Origin of the sequence: Kluyvera huaxiensis, from assembly GCF_040149365.1 — a bacterium.
Lineage (GTDB): Bacteria > Pseudomonadota > Gammaproteobacteria > Enterobacterales > Enterobacteriaceae > Kluyvera > Kluyvera intermedia_A.
Genome location: NZ_JBEFLV010000008.1, coordinates 134,361 through 151,537 on the forward strand (window position 1 = coordinate 134,361; position 17,177 = coordinate 151,537).

19 protein-coding genes and 1 riboswitch are annotated in these 17,177 nt (G+C 59.3%); of the genes, 2 read left to right on the top strand and 17 right to left on the bottom strand.

Annotated elements, in window-relative coordinates; translation table 11 throughout:
- Position 1: 1 nt before the first annotated feature.
- From ABOC97_RS10655 to ABOC97_RS10725, 15 genes are read right to left on the bottom strand one after another with little or no spacing between them, the layout of a single operon-like run.
- Positions 2 to 679: an energy-coupling factor ABC transporter transmembrane protein gene (locus ABOC97_RS10655; RefSeq protein ID WP_349597437.1), complete on the bottom strand. Its 678-nt coding sequence runs from the start codon at positions 677 to 679 to the stop codon at positions 2 to 4.
- Positions 666 to 947: an energy-coupling factor ABC transporter substrate-binding protein gene (locus ABOC97_RS10660; protein WP_349597278.1), complete on the bottom strand. Its 282-nt coding sequence runs from the start codon at positions 945 to 947 to the stop codon at positions 666 to 668. Before ABOC97_RS10660 ends, ABOC97_RS10655 begins: the two co-directional genes overlap by 14 nt.
- A gap of 1 nt (position 948) precedes the next feature.
- Positions 949 to 1,686: a cobalt ECF transporter S component CbiM gene (cbiM, locus tag ABOC97_RS10665; protein ID WP_349597280.1), complete on the bottom strand. Its 738-nt coding sequence runs from the start codon at positions 1,684 to 1,686 to the stop codon at positions 949 to 951.
- On the bottom strand, positions 1,683 to 2,396 hold the full coding sequence (locus ABOC97_RS10670; RefSeq protein WP_349597283.1) for a cobalt-factor II C(20)-methyltransferase: 714 nt from the start codon (positions 2,394 to 2,396) through the stop codon (positions 1,683 to 1,685). The genes cbiM and ABOC97_RS10670 overlap by 4 nt, the downstream gene beginning before the upstream one ends.
- Positions 2,393 to 3,172, bottom strand: coding sequence for a sirohydrochlorin cobaltochelatase (gene cbiK, locus ABOC97_RS10675; RefSeq protein WP_349597286.1), 780 nt, complete (start codon positions 3,170 to 3,172; stop codon positions 2,393 to 2,395). The genes ABOC97_RS10670 and cbiK overlap by 4 nt, the downstream gene beginning before the upstream one ends.
- The gene (locus tag ABOC97_RS10680; protein WP_349597289.1) at positions 3,169 to 3,969 is read right to left on the bottom strand and encodes a cobalt-precorrin-6A reductase; all 801 of its coding nucleotides are present in this window, start codon (positions 3,967 to 3,969) and stop codon (positions 3,169 to 3,171) included. The genes cbiK and ABOC97_RS10680 overlap by 4 nt, the downstream gene beginning before the upstream one ends.
- Complete coding sequence (locus ABOC97_RS10685; protein ID WP_061283147.1) at positions 3,966 to 4,691, bottom strand: precorrin-3B C(17)-methyltransferase; 726 nt, start codon at positions 4,689 to 4,691, stop codon at positions 3,966 to 3,968. Before ABOC97_RS10685 ends, ABOC97_RS10680 begins: the two co-directional genes overlap by 4 nt.
- On the bottom strand, positions 4,691 to 5,746 hold the full coding sequence (gene cbiG / locus ABOC97_RS10690) for a cobalt-precorrin 5A hydrolase (RefSeq protein WP_349597292.1): 1,056 nt from the start codon (positions 5,744 to 5,746) through the stop codon (positions 4,691 to 4,693). Before cbiG ends, ABOC97_RS10685 begins: the two co-directional genes overlap by 1 nt.
- Positions 5,727 to 6,500, bottom strand: a complete 774-nt coding sequence (locus ABOC97_RS10695) for a cobalt-precorrin-4 methyltransferase (RefSeq protein ID WP_349597295.1) — start codon at positions 6,498 to 6,500, stop codon at positions 5,727 to 5,729. Before ABOC97_RS10695 ends, cbiG begins: the two co-directional genes overlap by 20 nt.
- Positions 6,493 to 7,062 (bottom strand): decarboxylating cobalt-precorrin-6B (C(15))-methyltransferase, encoded by a 570-nt coding sequence (locus ABOC97_RS10700; RefSeq protein ID WP_349597298.1) that lies wholly within the window; start codon positions 7,060 to 7,062, stop codon positions 6,493 to 6,495. Before ABOC97_RS10700 ends, ABOC97_RS10695 begins: the two co-directional genes overlap by 8 nt.
- A complete protein-coding gene (locus tag ABOC97_RS10705; protein ID WP_349597301.1) occupies positions 7,052 to 7,657 on the bottom strand; it encodes a cobalt-precorrin-7 (C(5))-methyltransferase in 606 nt (201 codons plus the stop codon). The genes ABOC97_RS10700 and ABOC97_RS10705 overlap by 11 nt, the downstream gene beginning before the upstream one ends.
- On the bottom strand, positions 7,651 to 8,790 hold the full coding sequence (cbiD, locus tag ABOC97_RS10710) for a cobalt-precorrin-5B (C(1))-methyltransferase CbiD (protein WP_349597303.1): 1,140 nt from the start codon (positions 8,788 to 8,790) through the stop codon (positions 7,651 to 7,653). Before cbiD ends, ABOC97_RS10705 begins: the two co-directional genes overlap by 7 nt.
- Complete coding sequence (locus tag ABOC97_RS10715) at positions 8,787 to 9,422, bottom strand: cobalt-precorrin-8 methylmutase (protein WP_349597305.1); 636 nt, start codon at positions 9,420 to 9,422, stop codon at positions 8,787 to 8,789. The genes cbiD and ABOC97_RS10715 overlap by 4 nt, the downstream gene beginning before the upstream one ends.
- Before the next feature lie 11 nt (positions 9,423 to 9,433).
- Positions 9,434 to 10,393, bottom strand: coding sequence for an adenosylcobinamide-phosphate synthase CbiB (gene cbiB / locus ABOC97_RS10720; RefSeq protein WP_349597308.1), 960 nt, complete (start codon positions 10,391 to 10,393; stop codon positions 9,434 to 9,436).
- A complete protein-coding gene (locus ABOC97_RS10725) occupies positions 10,390 to 11,763 on the bottom strand; it encodes a cobyrinate a,c-diamide synthase (RefSeq protein ID WP_349597311.1) in 1,374 nt (457 codons plus the stop codon). The genes cbiB and ABOC97_RS10725 overlap by 4 nt, the downstream gene beginning before the upstream one ends.
- Before the next feature lie 94 nt (positions 11,764 to 11,857).
- A riboswitch (cobalamin riboswitch) is annotated at positions 11,858 to 12,047 on the bottom strand.
- A 132-nt stretch (positions 12,048 to 12,179) separates the two neighbouring features.
- Between ABOC97_RS10725 and ABOC97_RS10730 the strand changes: the two genes are divergently transcribed.
- Positions 12,180 to 13,049: an L-threonine kinase gene (locus ABOC97_RS10730; protein ID WP_349597314.1), complete on the top strand. Its 870-nt coding sequence runs from the start codon at positions 12,180 to 12,182 to the stop codon at positions 13,047 to 13,049.
- Here the strand turns inward: ABOC97_RS10730 and cobD are convergent.
- Complete coding sequence (gene cobD, locus ABOC97_RS10735) at positions 13,034 to 14,110, bottom strand: threonine-phosphate decarboxylase CobD (protein ID WP_349597317.1); 1,077 nt, start codon at positions 14,108 to 14,110, stop codon at positions 13,034 to 13,036. The two genes, ABOC97_RS10730 and cobD, sit on opposite strands and share 16 nt — an antisense overlap.
- Positions 14,111 to 14,116: 6 nt before the next feature.
- Positions 14,117 to 15,367: an N-acetylmuramoyl-L-alanine amidase AmiC gene (gene amiC, locus ABOC97_RS10740; protein WP_349597320.1), complete on the bottom strand. Its 1,251-nt coding sequence runs from the start codon at positions 15,365 to 15,367 to the stop codon at positions 14,117 to 14,119.
- 229 nt (positions 15,368 to 15,596) lie between these two features.
- Here amiC and argA point away from each other — a divergent pair, with 229 nt between their 5' ends.
- On the top strand, positions 15,597 to 16,928 hold the full coding sequence (gene argA, locus ABOC97_RS10745) for an amino-acid N-acetyltransferase (protein ID WP_349597323.1): 1,332 nt from the start codon (positions 15,597 to 15,599) through the stop codon (positions 16,926 to 16,928).
- Positions 16,929 to 17,177 lie beyond the last annotated feature (249 nt).

Genomic DNA, 17,177 nt, shown 5'->3' on the forward strand with positions numbered 1-17,177 from the left:
CTTACAGGTGAAAATCACCCTGATACAGTTTGATATCAAGCGCCGTGCCCATCTGTTGGTAACGGATAAGCACACGGGTAAACAGCAGCCCCACCAGCATCGACAACGAGTGGTAGCCCAGGCGGACATTGCGGTAGCCAAAACGCAGCGTTTGCGCCCGGTGAATGGCCATCGCCTCATCAAGCAGAATAAAAATAAAGCGCCAGGTCAGCAGGATCTGTTCGGTGAGCAGGCGCGGCACGCGCGCCCGTTTGAGCAGTACGATAAGCTGCGGAAACGGCAGGTTCAACACCAGCCAAAAAGTAGCCGACAGCGCCGCGAGGCTGCGCCAAAAGGTCTCGTTGGCGGTGGTCAGCCCAACTTGAGTGATACCCAGGTGAAACCCGCCGAGCGACACGCTCGCCAGCAGCGTATGCGCATCCCGGCTGACGCTAAACACGATGGTCAGCACGCCCACCAGCAGAAAACCCAGCGGCAGCGCCATCCAGCGGCACCAGCGCCAAAAAGAGATACGCAGCAGCCAGCAGGTCAGCGCCGCCGTTATCGCCATCAGCAGCGCCTGCCCCAACGGTGGCAGGCTGAACGCCAGAATCATCAGCAGCAGCCAGAACAGAAATTTCCGTTCCGGTGCGACGTGGAACCAACGGCTCTGGTAGCTGAGTCGGTCAAGCCCGGTCATCATTGCGCTGACGGCCTTTGTAGTAGCCCAGAATATAGAAAATCACCGCCGCGCCCAGCGATCCCTGCAGGGTAAACAGCAGGCTTTCAATTTCTCCACTCGCCGGTTCATATAGCGGCTGGAACCACGGTTCATAGTGCGGCGCAACCGCCTGGATCTGGTTTTCCGCTTCGCCGTCGGAGCCGCCGTATTCACCGCCGTGATTGATAAAGAACGGCAGGATAACCAGGCCAATCACCATCGCCAGCAGGATCAGTGTCTTTTTCATCTTAATGCCCTCGTGCAGGGATCAGCTGACGCTTGGTCAACTGGTCGTAGATCATCACCGTCAGCAGCCCTTCGGCAATGGCGATCGGGATCTGCGTCAGGCAGAAGATCCCCATAAATTTCAGACTCGATCCGGCAAACCCGCTTTGCGGATCCGGGAAAGCGGCCCCCAACTGGAGCGAGGTGACAAAATAGGTGGCCAGATCCGCCAGCATGGCGCAGAGGAATACCGACACATCGCGACGAAATCCGGCCTTACAGGCCATTTTCCACACCAAATAGCCGACGATAGGCCCAATAACTGCCATCGACATACCGTTAGCGCCTAGCGTCGTTAATCCGCCGTGCGCCAGCAGCAGCGCCTGGAATAACAGTACGATGGCTCCGAGGATCGCCACCACGCCCGGTCCAAACAGAATCACTGCCAGCCCTACACCCGTCGGATGCGAGCAGCTTCCGGTGACTGAAGGGATCTTCAACGCCGAGAGGACAAAAATAAATGCCCCGCACAGCGCCAACAGTACCTTCTGGTTGCTATCGTCCTGCACGATACGACGCAGACGCACCAGCCCGTACCACAGGCACGGCAGAAACAGCAGCCACCACGCCAGCGCCCACATTGGCGGCAAAAAGCCCTCCATAATGTGCATCGCAAAGGCCTGCTCCGGCGCCACCAGCAGAAGCAGCGCTGCCGCCGCGCCGCTCAACGAAAGCTTTTTAAGCTGTTGTTCAATATTCACTGTCCCTGCCCCCACTGTTTATTCACCAGAATGGTTGAGAAATAAGGCAGCGGCTGGTCGTCGCTCACCTCCGCCAGATTTCGCCAACACTGTTCACCAGGCAGCGTCGCCTCGGCCATCAGCAGCGCGTTGTCCAGCAGCCCTGCATTAGCCAGCAGCGCTTTGATACGCGGGAAACGTCCGTATACCTTCATCAACACCAGGCTGTCGTGCTGCGCCAGCGCGCGTTCAATTTCTGCCTCCGGTGCGGTACAGGCGACCACGGCCAGCGACTGCTGCTCCATGGCCAGCGGCATCTGCGCGCGGGCGGCAATCGCCGCAAACGAAGTCACTCCAGGCACAATCTCCAGCCACTGCGGGCTGCCGATGCGCTGCAACAAGAAGACCCAGGTGCTGAATAACATCGCATCACCGAGGGTGATAAATCCCACCTGTTTACCCGCTTCGACTTCGCGCACCAGCGCACGCGAAACGTCATCCCACACCGCCTCTTTTTCCGCGCTATCGGCGCTCATCGGGAAGTGGCAGCAGCGCACTTCGGTGTGCTCGCCTAAATATTCACGCACGATGGAGAGCGCGAGGCTGTCGCCGCCTTTGCGTCCCGCCGGGGCATAAAGAATATCGAGCGAACCCAGAATGCGTGCCGCGCGCACGGTAATCAGATCTGCAGCGCCAGGCCCGGTGCTCAGGGCATACAGTTTTCCGCTCATGCCACCTCCAGCGACTGTTGCAAATGTTCTACAAACATCGCCCGCACCGCCGGGTTCTCACCCAGCCCTTGCAGCCACGGCGTTGCCGGGATACCTGCGGCGATAAACAGCGTTTTCCACGAGTCCTCTTCATCGGAGGCCATGTCATTAATTGCATGGTCCCCCGCCACCAGCATCAGCGGCATCAGGTGCACACCGCGCACGCCTTCCTGATTCAGGCTTTCAATCAACACTTCAACTTCCGGGTAGCTCTCAACCGCGCCAACCCGCGCCGGGAAGCGCTGGACGCTCATCATATGGTCAAGGCAGGCGTAGGCGGCAAAAGCGTGGTGGCTGGCACCGTGGCCCATAAACACCACTTTTTCGTCAGTCTTAAGCGCGGGCATCTGCTGCTCCAGCGCCTGCATTAAACGCACATAGTCGTCATGGCCGCTCAACAGCGGCGTGCCGATGGTCAGACGGCGAAACAGCGGGCGCAGGCTTTGCACTTCGCGGGCGATCTTCTCGAATTCATCACCGTTGATAATGTGCAGCGACTGTACCGCCACGTCTTCATAGCCCTGCTCGGCCAGCTTTTGCAGCGCCTCCAGCGGCGTGTCGGTTTCGATGCCGTCACGCTGTTTTAGCTTGCGAATAATCATGCCGGAGGTGAAGGCGCGGAACAGGTCGCGGTCGGGGCAGCTTGCCGCCAGTTCGCGTTCGCAGGCGACGATGTTCTTCTCACAGGTATCGTGATAGCTGGTGCCGAAGCTCACCACTAAAAGGGCTTTTTTCATTGTTGTTTCCTTGATTCCGTGGCCTGCCAGCGCGCTAAACGCTCGGCAAACGCAGTCAAACTATCCAGTCGTTCGTCGCCGGTCACCAGCGGTGCCGGGCGGGTAATCACCACGCAGGGAATGCCAGCATCGAGGCAAGGCTGAACCTTTTCCCGATAGCCGCCTTCCGCACCGGAAGCCTTGGTGACCATCACATCGGCGCGGCAGTGGCGGTAGAACGCGGCGTTAAACTCGGCGCTAAACGGCGCGCAGATGGCAAAAATTTCCCCGACGCCAAAACCTAAAGCCGCACACTGCTGGACTACCTCAGGAACCGGCAGCACGCGGGCAAGCAGCGTTTTTTCCGGCAGCCCTGCGCGCCACAGCGCCAGGTCTTTACTGCCGGTCGTCAGCAAGACGCGATCGCCCATTCCGCGAATCAACGCGCAGGCGTCGCCGATATTAGCCACGTAGTGCAGCAGCGGATGCGTCAGCGAGTCGAGCTGCTCCGGGCGCTGATAGCGGCTGAGCAGCACGCCGGTCTGCGCGCAGGCCGCCTGCACATTGCGGCTTACCACCTCGGCGTACGGGTGCGAAGCGTCAATCACCCAGCGAGTTTGCTGCTCACGCAGCCAGGCGACCATTTCCGCCAGTTCCAGTCGCCCACAGCGCACCTGACCGGCAATATCACCGGCCAGCGCGGCACCGGTTGGCGTGGCGACCGACACGGTGTATTGCACCTGCGCGGCATCCAGTAGCTGGCAAATCGCCCGCGCATCGCTGGTGCCGCCCACCACCAGAACATCGCCGTAATTCACAGCACGTAGCCTCTTGGGGTGATCATCAGCCCGTCCTGCACGTAGGTGGTTTTGTTGCCGACAATCACCAGGCTGGTCATATCTACCGGCGCAAAATCCATCTCGCCCAGCGTGGTCAGCCATTTCTCCTGTTTCTTCCGCCCGGCGGATTTCACCACCCCCACCGGCGTATCGGCGCTTTTACTGGCAGCGAGCAGTTCAAAGGCCCGCGCCAGATGCCCTTCGCGGCCGCGGCTGCGCGGGTTGTAGAAACAGATAACGAAATCCGCTTCCCCGGCGGCGATAATGCGTTTTTCAATCACCGGCCACGGCGTCAACAGGTCGCTGAGACTGATATGGCAAAAATCGTGCATCAACGGCGCGCCCAGAAGCGACGCGGCGGCAATGCTGGCGGTCATGCCAGGGATCAGGCGCACTTCTACGTCCAGCTTCTGCTTGCTGACCAGTTCCAGCACCAGCCCCGCCATGCCGTAAATCCCGGCGTCGCCACTGCTGATAAGCGCAACGTTGTGCCCCGCCTGCGCCAGCTCAATTGCCGCCTGGCAGCGCTCAATCTCTTTGCACATCCCGGTTTTGATAACCTGCTTGTCGCCGGTAAAGGCCTTCACCAGGTGGGTATAGGTTTTGTAGCCGACGACGATTTCTGCGGCCTGCAAGGCTTCGACGGCCTCCATGGTCATCATCGCCTGCGAGCCAGGGCCGATTCCAATTACGCTTAACATCAGTGTGTAACTCCCAAAGTGATAGTGACGCCCTGTTCTCGCAGGTTCTCGCCAATAAGATGTCCGTTGCTCAGCAGCCACGCCGCCGGGCCAGATACGCTGCCAACCCCCACCGTTTGCTTCACAAACAGCGAGGCGGGAAAGCGGTGTTCGTGCTCGCTAAGCGCGGCCACGCTAAAAACTTTAAACGGCACGTCAAAGTCGCTCGCCAGCTGGATTAGTCCTAGTTCATCCTGCTTCACCACGATGCTGCCGATGGCTTTCAGGGATAGCGGGTCCAGCCGCTGAGCCGCTAGCTGGCGCAACAGCAGACCGGTAATAACGCCGCAGTCGGTGCCGCGTCGGCAGCCAATACCGGCGACGATGCGTCGCGGTACCAGCTTCCAGTGGGGAAGCGGCAGCTCAGGTAATTCATCGCGCAGCGTGATACATACCAGCGCGTCAAGTTCCGGCAGCTGCTGAAGATCGGTGACGGTGATAAAGCCGCGACGATCGCAGCGGCTCACCTCTTCGGCCAGCGGCTCATCCCACCACAGCCCAACCCGCTTCTGGCTCACCAGCATCTGGTTAACGGTTTTCACCGCCAGGCGAAAACCCGCCATTCGTGCATCAAGCTGGCAGGCCAGGGTATCGAGCGCCGCCACCTCGTTGACGTCGGTGGCGGTAGTGATCACCGGGTCAACGCCGAGAAGGCCCGCCAGATGACGCGCCAGCGCGTTGGCGCCGCCAATGTGACCGGAGAGCAGGCTGATAACGTGCTGGCCGCGCTCGTCGATAACCACCACCGCCGGGTCGTGGAATTTATCCACCAGTAACGGTGCCAATACCCGAACAGCAATCCCGGTCGCACCAATAAAAATCAGCGCCGAATAGCGCGCAAACGCCTGCTGCACGCTGTGGGCAAAGCTGCCGTCAAACGCCACGAAACCGTCTTCAACCAGCGCTTCGCGGGTCAGACAGGTCATCGGCAGCGCCGAGCTCAGCCGTTTGGCCAGCGCCACGCCGCCGGGCGTCAGGCAGAACAGCGCAATGTCGTCAGGCTTTACGGTATTCATGGCTGAAATCCGCCGCGTACAGCCGCGAGTAGTGGTATTCATCGCCCAGGAAATTGCCGACCAGAATCAGCGCCGTTTTGCGGATGTTGGCGTCACGCACTTTGTCGGCGATATCCGCCAGCGTGCCGCGCACCGTCTGGCTTTCCGGCCAGGTCGCCTTGTAGATAACCGCCACCGGCGTGGTTGCAGGATAGCCACCGTCAATCAGTCGCTCCGCCACTTTATGGATGCGCTGTACCGAGAGGTAAATCGCCATTGAAGTTTGGTGCTGAGCAAAAGATTCCAGCTGTTCGCGCTCGGGCACAGGCGTGCGACCTTCAAGACGCGTGATGATCAGGCTCTGCGACACTTCCGGAACGGTGTACTCGACGCCCAGCTCTGCCGCCGCGCCAAGAAACGCGCTCACGCCCGGCACCACCTGATAAGGGATGCCGCGACGGGTCAGCTCTTCGCCTTGCTCACGCACCGAACCGTACAGCGAGACATCGCCGGTTTGCAGGCGCACCACCGTTTTCCCCGCCTTCACACCCTCTTCCATCAGCGTGAGGATCTGCTCCAGATGCAGTTCGGCGCTGTCGTGGCACTCCGCCTCCGCCGGGCAGTAGTCCAGCAGTTCGGTGTTAATCAACGACCCGGCGTAAATCACCACCTGCGCCTGTTGCAGCAGGCGATAGCCCTTGAGGGTAATCAGGTCGCGGTCGCCGGGCCCGGCACCAACGAACCAGACACAACGTGAGTCAAAGGCTTCAGCCATGGTTTTCTTCCTTCTGGCAGGCAATAACAAAAACGGGGTTATGCGATTTGAAATAGTGGCCGCTGCCCAGCGTAGTCAGCGCCGAGACGTTGAGCTGCTGGCAGTCCACGTTGCTGATGCCCGACTGACGCAAATGGTCGAGGGCACAGTGAAGGTTTTCCTGCAGGATAAAGGTCATCACCAGCCGCCCACCGGGACGCAACTGGCGCAAAGACCAGTCAATCAGTTCACAAAGGTGGCCGCCGCTGCCGCCCATAAATACCGCGTCGGCGGCTTCTTCAACGGCCAGCGGGGCCTCGCCCTCCACGATGCGTACGTTATCGCAGGCAAAATGCTGGCAATTTTCTGCCAGCAGGCGCAGCGCCGCTGGGTTGCGCTCGATGGCAGTCACCACAAGCGTTGGGTTTTGCAGCGCCGCTTCAATGGAGACGCTGCCGGTTCCAGCACCGATATCAATCAGGTGACGCGCCTGATGCAGCTCAAGCTTTGACAGCGCCAGCGCCCGCACGGCTTCTTTGGTCATTGGCACCTTTTCGCCGCGCAAAAACAGCTCATCTTTCATCGAGGATCACCACCGTGTTCATTTCATAGTCATGATCCACCGCGCTGACCGGCAGCCAGTGGATCCGTTCGTCGTCCTGCGCCAGATTCTCGCCAATCACCATCCAGCGATGCCCCTTGCCGCGCGCCACCAGTTCAGCGGCAATGGCTTTCGGCCCGCAGCGTTTGTCAGTCACCATCGCCACTTTGCGATGCGCGGCGAGGGCGTCAAAGTCGACTTCGCGCCCGTGGCTGCTGGTGAGCCACATGTCGTTCATGTCGACGCCCGCCCGCGCGCACAGGTACTGCACGGCGCTAACGCCGGGGATCACCTGCACATTGTCGCGGCCAAAATGGGCAATAAGCCGCGTGCCGATGCCGTAAAACAGCGGATCACCGGACGCCAGTACCACCACGCTTTGCCCCTGGCGCTCGCTAATCCACGCCAGTACCTCGGCGATATTGGCACCCAGCGCACAGCGTTCGCCGGAAAACTCCGCGAACTGCGCCAGATGGCGGGCGCCGCCCACCAGGGCATCGGCGCGTTGTACCGCTTCTTTGGCCAGCGGCGTCATCAGCTGTACGCCCGCCGGGCCCATCCCCACCACCGTCAGCATTGCATCGCCTCCACAATCTCATTCACCGGGCGGTTGCTGCCGAGGATCTGGTTATCAAACGAGAACATAATGGCGTCGCAGACCGGCGGCGTTTTGGTAAAGCGCAGGCGCTGCATCACGCGCTGGCAAATACGTTCGGCGAGGTGGTTGTAGATACGCTGGAAGCCAAACGCATCGATGTGCTCCATCGCGGCTTCGGTGGTGTCGCAGTCGCTGACCAGCGTCAGCAGCTCCAGCGGCGCGCCAAGCAGCGCCAGATGGGCAACCAGCGTTTCCATACGTGCATCGGCAATATGGCTATGAGTGTGGAAAATCCCGGCGGCGATTTTAATCAGCTTGCCCGGGTGCCCAATCAGCACAATCTGGCGGAAGCCAAGACGCACGGACTCTTCAATCATGTAGCCCACGAAGTTGCTCATGGTGACCACCACCTGCGAGTCGATGCCCATCTGTTCGCGCACAAAGCGTTCGCCATGGTTGCCGGGGACCAGTACCACGCGCTCCAGCCCCGCCGCGCGTTTCATCTCCAGCTCCAGCGCCAGCGAGCGTTTCCAGCTCTCTTCCGACATCGGCGTGACGATACCGGTGGTGCCGATTATCGAAATGCCGCCAAGAATACCGAGCCGCGAGTTATAGGTTTTCTGCGCCCGTTCTTCCCCTTCCGGGGCAAAGATTTCCACCTCCGCGCCGCGCGCCGGGCCAATGGCCTCGCGGACGGCGGTTTCGATAGTGTGGCGCGGAGTGCGGTTAATGGCCGAACTCCCAATTGGCAAGCCGATGCCTTTGCGGGTGACGGTGCCCACCCCCTCGCCGCCGCGCAGCGTAATCTCACCGCTGTCGGTTAAGGTCACGCGGGCGAAAATCAGCATTCCGTGGGTCGCATCGACATCGTCACCGCCGTCTTTACGAATCGCGGCAATCCCCTGCTGCCCCTCGACGTGCGGCGATTCAACGTTCAGGTTCAGCGTCACGCCGGAAGGGGTAACGATCGACACCTGGTGAATCAAATGCTGGCGCATCACCATCAGCGCGGCGACTTTAGCCGCCGCCGTGGCGCAGGAGCCAGTGGTGTAGCCTTTGCGCAGCGCTTTGCCGTTATGCCACACCGGGGCGTCAAAGGAGGGTTCACTCATTGGCCGGCCTGCAGCTGATAAAGTATGGCGTTGACGATGGCCGCCGCGACGTTGCTGCCGCCTTTACGCCCCAGCGCGGCAATGCCCGGCAGGCCGCTGTGGCTCAGCGCCTCTTTCGACTCTGCCGCGCCGACAAAACCGACCGGCACGCCAATCACGCCGCCGACTTCCAGTTCTTTGTGCTCCAGCAGGCGGAACAGCGCCGTCGGCGCATTGCCGAAGACAAACACCTTATCGCCTTCCTCTTTCGCGGCGATATCCACCGCCGCCATCGAACGGGTAATGCCCTGGGCTTTGGCCTCGCGCACCACGCGCGGGTCGCTGATATAACAGCGGCATTCGCCGCCAAAGGTCGCCAGCAGATTTTTATTGATCCCGGAGAGCGCCATCGTGGTGTCGGTATACAGCGTGCACGGGCGGCTTAACGACGCACTCAGACGGGTTAAGGCATCCGGAGCGAACCACAGAATATCCAGCCATTCAAAGTCGGCGGTGGTGTGGATCACCCGTTTGATAATGGCCTCGTGCAGCGGGCTGTCGAAGCGGTACTCCGGGCGAGTTTCCGCGATAATCTCGCTGATGATTTCAAAGCTTTTGCGCTCAATCGCCTGCGGTTGCTGGATATAGTTCATTACTGCTCTCCTCAGGCTGCGCCAATCAGCCAGAACCTGACTGCCATAAACAGCAGCAGGGCCAGCGTTGACGCCACCCACATCAGTCGAATCGTTCGGGAAATATCATCAATGGCGATATCGCGTCGGGCGTCGCCGATCCACGGCTTGTCCACGCGCTGGCCAAAATAGTCGTTCGGGCCGCCAAGGCGGATCCCCAACGCACCGGCCACCGCCGCCTCTGACCAGGCGCAGTTGGGGCTGCTGTGGTTATAGCGGTCGCGCCAGCCGATACGCAGCGCACGCGCGGCATCGAGGCGGCAAAGCCAGGCGGCAGCGCTTAATAGCAGCCAGCTCAGCCGGGCGGGAATAAAGTTAGCGGCATCATCCAGGCGGGCGCTGACCATGCCGATGGCGCGGTATTTTTCGTGCTTGTAGCCGACCATCGAATCGAGGGTATTCACCGCTTTATAGGCCATCGCCAGCGGCGCGCCGCCAAGCAGCAGGAAGAACAGCGGCGCGATAATGCCGTCGACGGTGTTTTCGGCGACCGTTTCCACCACCGCGCGGTTGATCTGCTCGGGCTGAAGCGCGGAGGTATCGCGCCCCACAATCCATGACAGCTTGATGCGGCTTTCGGCCAGGTCGTTTTCCCGCAGCGGACGCGCCACATCTTGGGCAGAACGCGCCAGGCAGCGCCCGGCGAGCACGGTGAAAATCATCCACACTTCAACGCCCCACCCCAGCCACGGATGCACCCATGCAGCAAGTCTGAGTACACCCCAGGCCACGCTATACGTCAGTCCCACCACCGCCAGCCACATCACGCCACCGCCGATACGCAGCGCGCGATCGCTATGGCACAGGCGGCGTACAGCACGCTGTACGGCGTTAATCAGATTGCCCATCCAGCGCACCGGATGCGGCCAGTTTTGCGGGTCACCGATCATAAAATCGAGCAACCACGCCAGACACCAGGCGAGCAGCGTCATTGCGCGCTCCTTGCGGCAGCAAACCAGTGGTTGAGCATGGCGGGACGCTGGGAAAAATGTAGGTGCAGGTAGCTGGCGAAGGTATTTCCTATCTGCCAACCGCCCTGCCATTGCTGGAGAACCGCGCCGTCGCGGGTTTTACGGCAGGCCATCGTCGCCGGAAGCTGGGCGCTAAAATCGGAGTAGTGGAATTCATGCCCGCGCAGTATCTCACCGGGCGCGGCCAGCAGGGTCTGGCGCTCAGCCTGCGCTTCGCAGTAGCCAAAACGGGTCAACCGTTTGCCCATTTTGCTCGCACCGGGAAGAATATCGGCCATCGCGTGGATGTCGCCCTGAGCGTCCTCAAGCGTGCTGCCGAGGTACATCAACCCACCGCATTCCGCGTAAATTGCCACGCCACGCCGATGCGCAGCTCGCAGTTGTTCCAGCATCGGCGTATTAACCGCCAGCGCGCGGGCGTGCAGTTCCGGATAGCCGCCGCCCAGCCACAGCATCTGACAATCCGGCAGCACGCTATCGTGCAGTGGGCTAAAGCGAACAATCGTTACCCCGGCTCGTTCCAGCAGCGCCAGATTGTCCGGGTAGTAGAAATTGAAGGCTTCGTCATCGGCCAGCCCCAGCGTTAAACCCTCACCGCTCAGCGGGGTTGAGGGCCATTCACCTGCCGGCAGCTCCGCCAGCTCGCTCAGCGCCAACAGTCTGTCGATATCAAGCGTACGTTCAAGACCGGCGGCAAAATCCAGCCACGGCTGGCTATCCAGCGTCGATTCGCGGGCGGTGACCAGCCCCAGATGGCGTTCAGGCAACGACACCCCTTCAGCGCGCGGAACGTAGCCCAACACCGGCAGGGCACAGTAACGCTCGATGGCGCTTTTCAGCAGCTGAAAATGGCTGTCGCTGTTGACGCGATTGACGATGACACCGGCGATATTGAGGCTCGGGTCAAAGTGCTGAAATCCCATCACCGTGGCGGCAATTGAGGTAGAAACGGCTTTACCATCCACCAGCAAAATCACCGGGCAGCCCAGCTGTTTCGCCATCGCCGCGCTGCTGCAATAGTTTGGGTCGGTGCCGTAGCCGTCATACAGGCCCATCACGCCTTCAATGACGGCGATATCAGCCTGCTGCATATGTTCGCAGAACAGCGCATTGAGAATAGGGGGAGGCAGCATAAAGCTGTCGAGGTTACGTGAAGGGACGCCGCACAGCGCGGTATGCCAGCCGGTATCGAGGTAGTCAGGACCAACCTTGTACGGCTGAACCCGCAGCCCGCGCTGCTGGAGCAGTTTGAGCAGACCGAGCGTGACCGTGGTTTTACCACAGCCGCTGCCGGTACCTGCGAGAACAAATGCGTGCTGCCTGGCTGCCATACCCTGACCCTTTTCAGGCGGGATTGGATATAGCCGTACGTCTGCCCGGTCAAATGACCGTGCAGCGCAAAGCAACCCACTTCCCACCGAAGTTGTTGTTAATGGCCAACAGGCAGGTCTTCTGGCTTAGCGTCATCCTCGCCCGCCCTTCCCGATCTGGCGATCAGTGGTGTTTACGGGGTCGTCAGCATCACAGCAGCGGGGGCTGCGGAGGATTTATACACGGGTGTATTCACCTCCTTCCCTGGCACATAATATGCCAAACCTGTTGGTTGCAGATTTATGCCGGCACAATGCCCGCATAAAATAAAAGCACTTTACTCTAGCGCCGCGCGTGAATGATTTCGTTGCGCTATGACAATACCGGTATATTTATTTACGGTAGTTATACTTCGTTCGGTAAGACAAGGATAATCATGAGCGTGGCACGCTGTCCCGGCTCCTGCGGGGAACTCATTCAGGGCTGGATTCTGGGCAGTGAAAAGCTCGTCTCCTGCCCGATAGATTGGTACAGCACGGTTGAAGTGTGTGACGGCATCCCGAGGGCCGATGAGCGTCCGCTCACCCGAGCGATGGTTGAAGCGCTGCTCGCCCACTTCGGTTTTCCGCAGGCGCTAAGCCCGACGCTGCGCATTGAGGTCGATTCGACGCTGCCGATTGCCAAAGGGATGGCCAGCAGCACCGCCGATATCGCCGCCACCGCAGTGGCCGCCGCCCACCACCTCGGCCATTCGCTGGATGAAACCACGCTCGCCGCGCTGTGCGTGGCGCTGGAGCCTACCGACAGTACGCTGTTTCGTCAGTTGACGCTGTTCGATCACCATCACGCCGGCACGCAGATTGCCTGTGCGTCCGCCCCGCATTTTGACCTACTGGTTCTGGAAAGCCCGGTGCTTTTACGCACCGCGGATTATCACCGCCTTCCCCGTGAGACCGCGCTAATAGCGCACGCCGGAGAGTTGCAACAAGCCTGGGAAAAGGTGCAGACAGCCTGCACTCGTCAAGATGCCAGCCTGCTTGGCGAAGCGGCAACGCTCAGCGCCATTGCCAGCCAGGCGCTGTTGCCCAAACCGGGTTTTGCGGCGCTGATGGCGTTAGTAGAATCCTGTGACTTATACGGCCTGAACGTGGCGCACAGCGGCAGCGTGGTTGGGCTTATGCTCGACCCGCGTCGTCATGATGTGGAATATTTGAAGTGGGCGCTGACGCAGAAAAAGCTGACCGACCACTGGCCGAAACAGCACTTGCTCCGCACAGTGCCCGGCGGGGTTCAGCTGAGCGCCTGACGCAGCGCCGCCAGTAGCCGCTGGTTTTCCGCTTCGCTACGCACCGCCACGCGGAAGTAGCGCCCGTCGAGTCCAGGATAGTTGGCGCAGCTGCGGATAAGAATATGCTGTTGCAGCAGCGCGTATTGCAGTTCGATATCGGCGCGTTCGCAGCGTAAAAACAGATAGTTCGCACGTCCCGGATAAACGGTTATTCCGTCAATCTCTGCCAGCGCCTGATATAAACGCTGACCTTCCCGCGCCAGCCAGCGCAGAGTCGCCTGCTGATAGTCGCGGTCATTAAGCACCCTCTCCCCTGCCAGCACGGCAAACGCGTTGATTGACCACGGCATCTGATGCTTGCGCAGACGCGCCACCGCACGTTCATCGCCGTTGAGCAAATAGCCCAAACGTAGGCCGGGAATGGCATAAAATTTGGTGAGCGATCGCAGCACCCAGATATGCGGATTTTGCTTAAGCTCGCCGATAAAACCCGGTTCATCGGCAATAAAGTCGATAAAAGCTTCATCAAGGATAAGCGCGATATCAAGTGACCGGCAGCGTTCAGCGATAGCGTCCAACAGCGCGCGATCCGGCAATAGTCCGGTGGGGTTGTTCGGGGTACACAGAAACAGGCAGTCAAGATCCGCCGTCAGCGCCGACAAAATACGCTCGGTGAGCTGCCAGCCGTCTTCTTCACGCAGCGTGTAGGTTTCGATTTTGCAGTCGATCGTTTCCAGCGCCCGGCGATATTCAGCAAAACCCGGCGCCACCACCATCGCCCGACGCGGTTTCAGACCGTGAACGAGAGTAAAAATGGACTCGGTTTCGCCATTGCCCGCCAGTATCCACGACGCGGGTACACCGTGATGCGCCGCCAGCGCCTGATGAAGCTGCTGATATTCAACGTCGGGGTAACGTTCGGCGCAGTTGAGATTATTGATAATCGCCTGTTTGAGGCTTTCCGGCATGCCCAACGGGTTAATATTGGCGCTGAAATCCAGCAGCTTATCGGCACCGATGCCCAGCAAAGCGGCCGCTTCGCGAGTATTACCGCCGTGAGCACTCTTTAAACGTGACATACCGAATTACCCGCGTCTTGCCAGCGTTGCGCCGTCGGCAAAATAGGCTTTAATCCCGGCGAGGATCGACTCGGCGACCTCCTGCTGAAACTTGGCCGTTTTGAGCTTGCGCTCTTCTTCAACGTTACTGATAAATGCCGTTTCGACGAGGATAGATGGAATATCCGGGGCTTTCAGCACCGCAAAGCCGGCCTGCTCGACCTGGTTTTTATGCAGGTTGTTGACCTGTCCCAGACGTTTCAGCACCGCTTTACCAAATTTCAGGCTGTCGGTGATGGTCAGCGACTGCACCATGTCGAACATGGTGTGGTCGACGTAGCGGTCGCCGCTCTTGCTCACGCCACCCACTAAGTCGGCGGCGTTCTGAGTTTGCGCAAGGTATTTGGCCGCCGTACTGGTGGCCCCTTTGGTCGACAGCGCAAACACCGATGAACCACTTGGCTGCCGACTGGTAAAGGCGTCGGCGTGAATCGAGACGAACAGGTCGGCGCGCTGCTTTTGCGCTTTGGCGACCCGAACTTTGAGCGGAATAAAAATATCTTCGTTACGCGTCATGTAGGCTTTCATATTGCCTTCTTTCTCAATCAGCGCGCGCAGGCGACGGGCGATTTGCAGCACCACGTCCTTCTCCCGCGTTTTATACAGCCCAACCGCACCGGAGTCTTCACCGCCATGTCCAGGGTCGAGCATGATAACAATCGGCCGGTCGCGCCCGGCTTTGCCCGGCTGCGGGCCACTTTGAGCAGGCGGAACCTGCTTTTCGAGGCCGTCTTTGTTGTACTCTTCCAGCAGCGCCAGGAGCGGATCCTGCACATCCTGGCTGCTGGCGGGATAGAGGTCCATCACCAGACGTTCTTTAAACCCGGCAACCGGCGCCAGCGCAAACAGCTGCGGTTTGACGTCTTGCTTTAGCTCAAACACCATACGCACGGTTTGCGGATCAAACTGCCCCACGCGGGCCGATTTAATATAGGGATCATCGGCGCGGATTTGCGCGCCCATGCCTTTGAGCACCGAATTCAGGTTGACCCCTTCGAAATCCACCACCAGACGGTCAGGATTGCTCAACGCAAACTGTCGATAATTAATCACACGGTTGGACTCCACCGTGACGCGCGTGTAGCTGGACGCAGGCCAGATGCGCACTGCCACCACCTGACTAACGGCGGCAAAACCAACCTGACTCACGCTCAATAACCACATGGCGCCCGCCCCTTTTAACAGGCGACGACGACTTAACGACTGACTTCCCGACATGCTCCATCCCAGGCAAAAAAAGATAATTTTGGTTCACGCATAATACGATTGACCGAAAACTTTAACCAAAGGCGAATAAACTGTCATCTATAAAAGGGTAAACATTCGTAGGATCAACGAAATTGACAGCAAGCTTTTCCGTTATTTAGGCAAATTCCGGCTTGCGTTTCCGCCAGAAACAGAATAAAAATACACTAATTACGAATAATCATGCATTGAGGATTGTGCCGTGGTGAAGGAACGTAGAACCGAACTGGTAGAGGGGTTTCGTCATTCTGTCCCCTATATTAACGCCCACCGGGGGAAGACGTTTGTCATCATGCTTGGCGGCGAAGCCATTGAGCATGAAAATTTTTCCAGTATCGTCAGCGATATTGGTCTGCTCCACAGCTTAGGCATTCGCCTGGTGCTGGTCTACGGCGCGCGCCCGCAAATTGATGCCAATCTGGCGGAGCATAACCACGAACCGACTTACCACAAGCATATCCGCGTAACGGATAGCAAAACGCTTGAACTGGTTAAGCAGGCGGCCGGTCTGCTGCAGCTGGATATTACCGCCCGTTTGTCGATGAGCCTCAACAACACCCCGCTTCAGGGTGCGCACATCAACGTGGTGAGCGGGAACTTTATTATCGCCCAGCCGCTGGGCGTGGACGACGGTATAGACTACTGCCACAGCGGGCGTATTCGTCGTATTGATGAAGAGGCCATCCACCGCCAGCTCGACAACGGCGCGATTGTGCTGATGGGGCCAGTGGCGGTGTCGGTGACCGGCGAAAGCTTTAATCTGACCTCGGAAGAAATTGCCACCCAGCTGGCAATTAAGCTCAAAGCCGAGAAGATGATCGGTTTTTGCTCCTCACAGGGGGTATACAACGAGGATGGGGAGATTGTTCCTGAGCTGTTCCCGAACGAAGCGCAGGCGCGCATCGAAGAGCTGGAGCAGGAAGGCGACTACCTTTCCGGCACCGCGCGTTTCCTGCGCGGCGCGGTGAAAGCCTGCCGCAGCGGCGTACGCCGTAGCCACCTGATAAGCTATCAGGAAGACGGTGCGCTGTTGCAAGAGCTGTTCTCTCGCGACGGTATCGGGACGCAGATTGTGATGGAAAGCGCCGAGCAAATTCGTCGCGCGACCATTAACGACATCGGTGGGATTCTGGATCTGATTGCACCGCTGGAGCAACAGGGGATTCTGGTGCGCCGCTCTCGCGAGCAGCTGGAGATGGAGATCGACAAATTCACCATTATTCAGCGGGATAACACCACTATCGCCTGCGCCGCGCTCTATCCATTCCCGGAAGAGAAGATTGGCGAGATGGCCTGCGTGGCGGTTCATCCGGACTACCGCAGCTCGTCGCGTGGGGAAGTGCTGCTGGAACGCATCGCCGCTCAGGCGAAACAGATGGGGTTAAATCACCTGTTTGTGCTGACTACCCGGAGCATTCACTGGTTCCAGGAACGCGGCTTTAAGCCGGTTGACGTGGAGCTGCTGCCGGAAAGTAAGAAGCAGCTGTATAACTATCAGCGCCGGTCTAAGGTGCTGATGACGGACCTGGCGTAACGCCGGGGCTGGAGTCAAACCCTCACCCCAACCCTCTCCCTTAAAAAGGGAGAGGGTGCATCACGAGCCCGTACTCATATCTGAATTCCGCTTTAACACCGAGGCACCAGCGGTTCCCTCGCCCCTTTGGGGAGAGGGTTAGGGTGAGGGGCACACAGTGTGCTCGTACTCATATCTGCATTCCGCTTTAACAACGAGGCACTATCGATCCCCTCGCCCCTTTGGGGAGAGGGTTAGGGTGAGGGGATG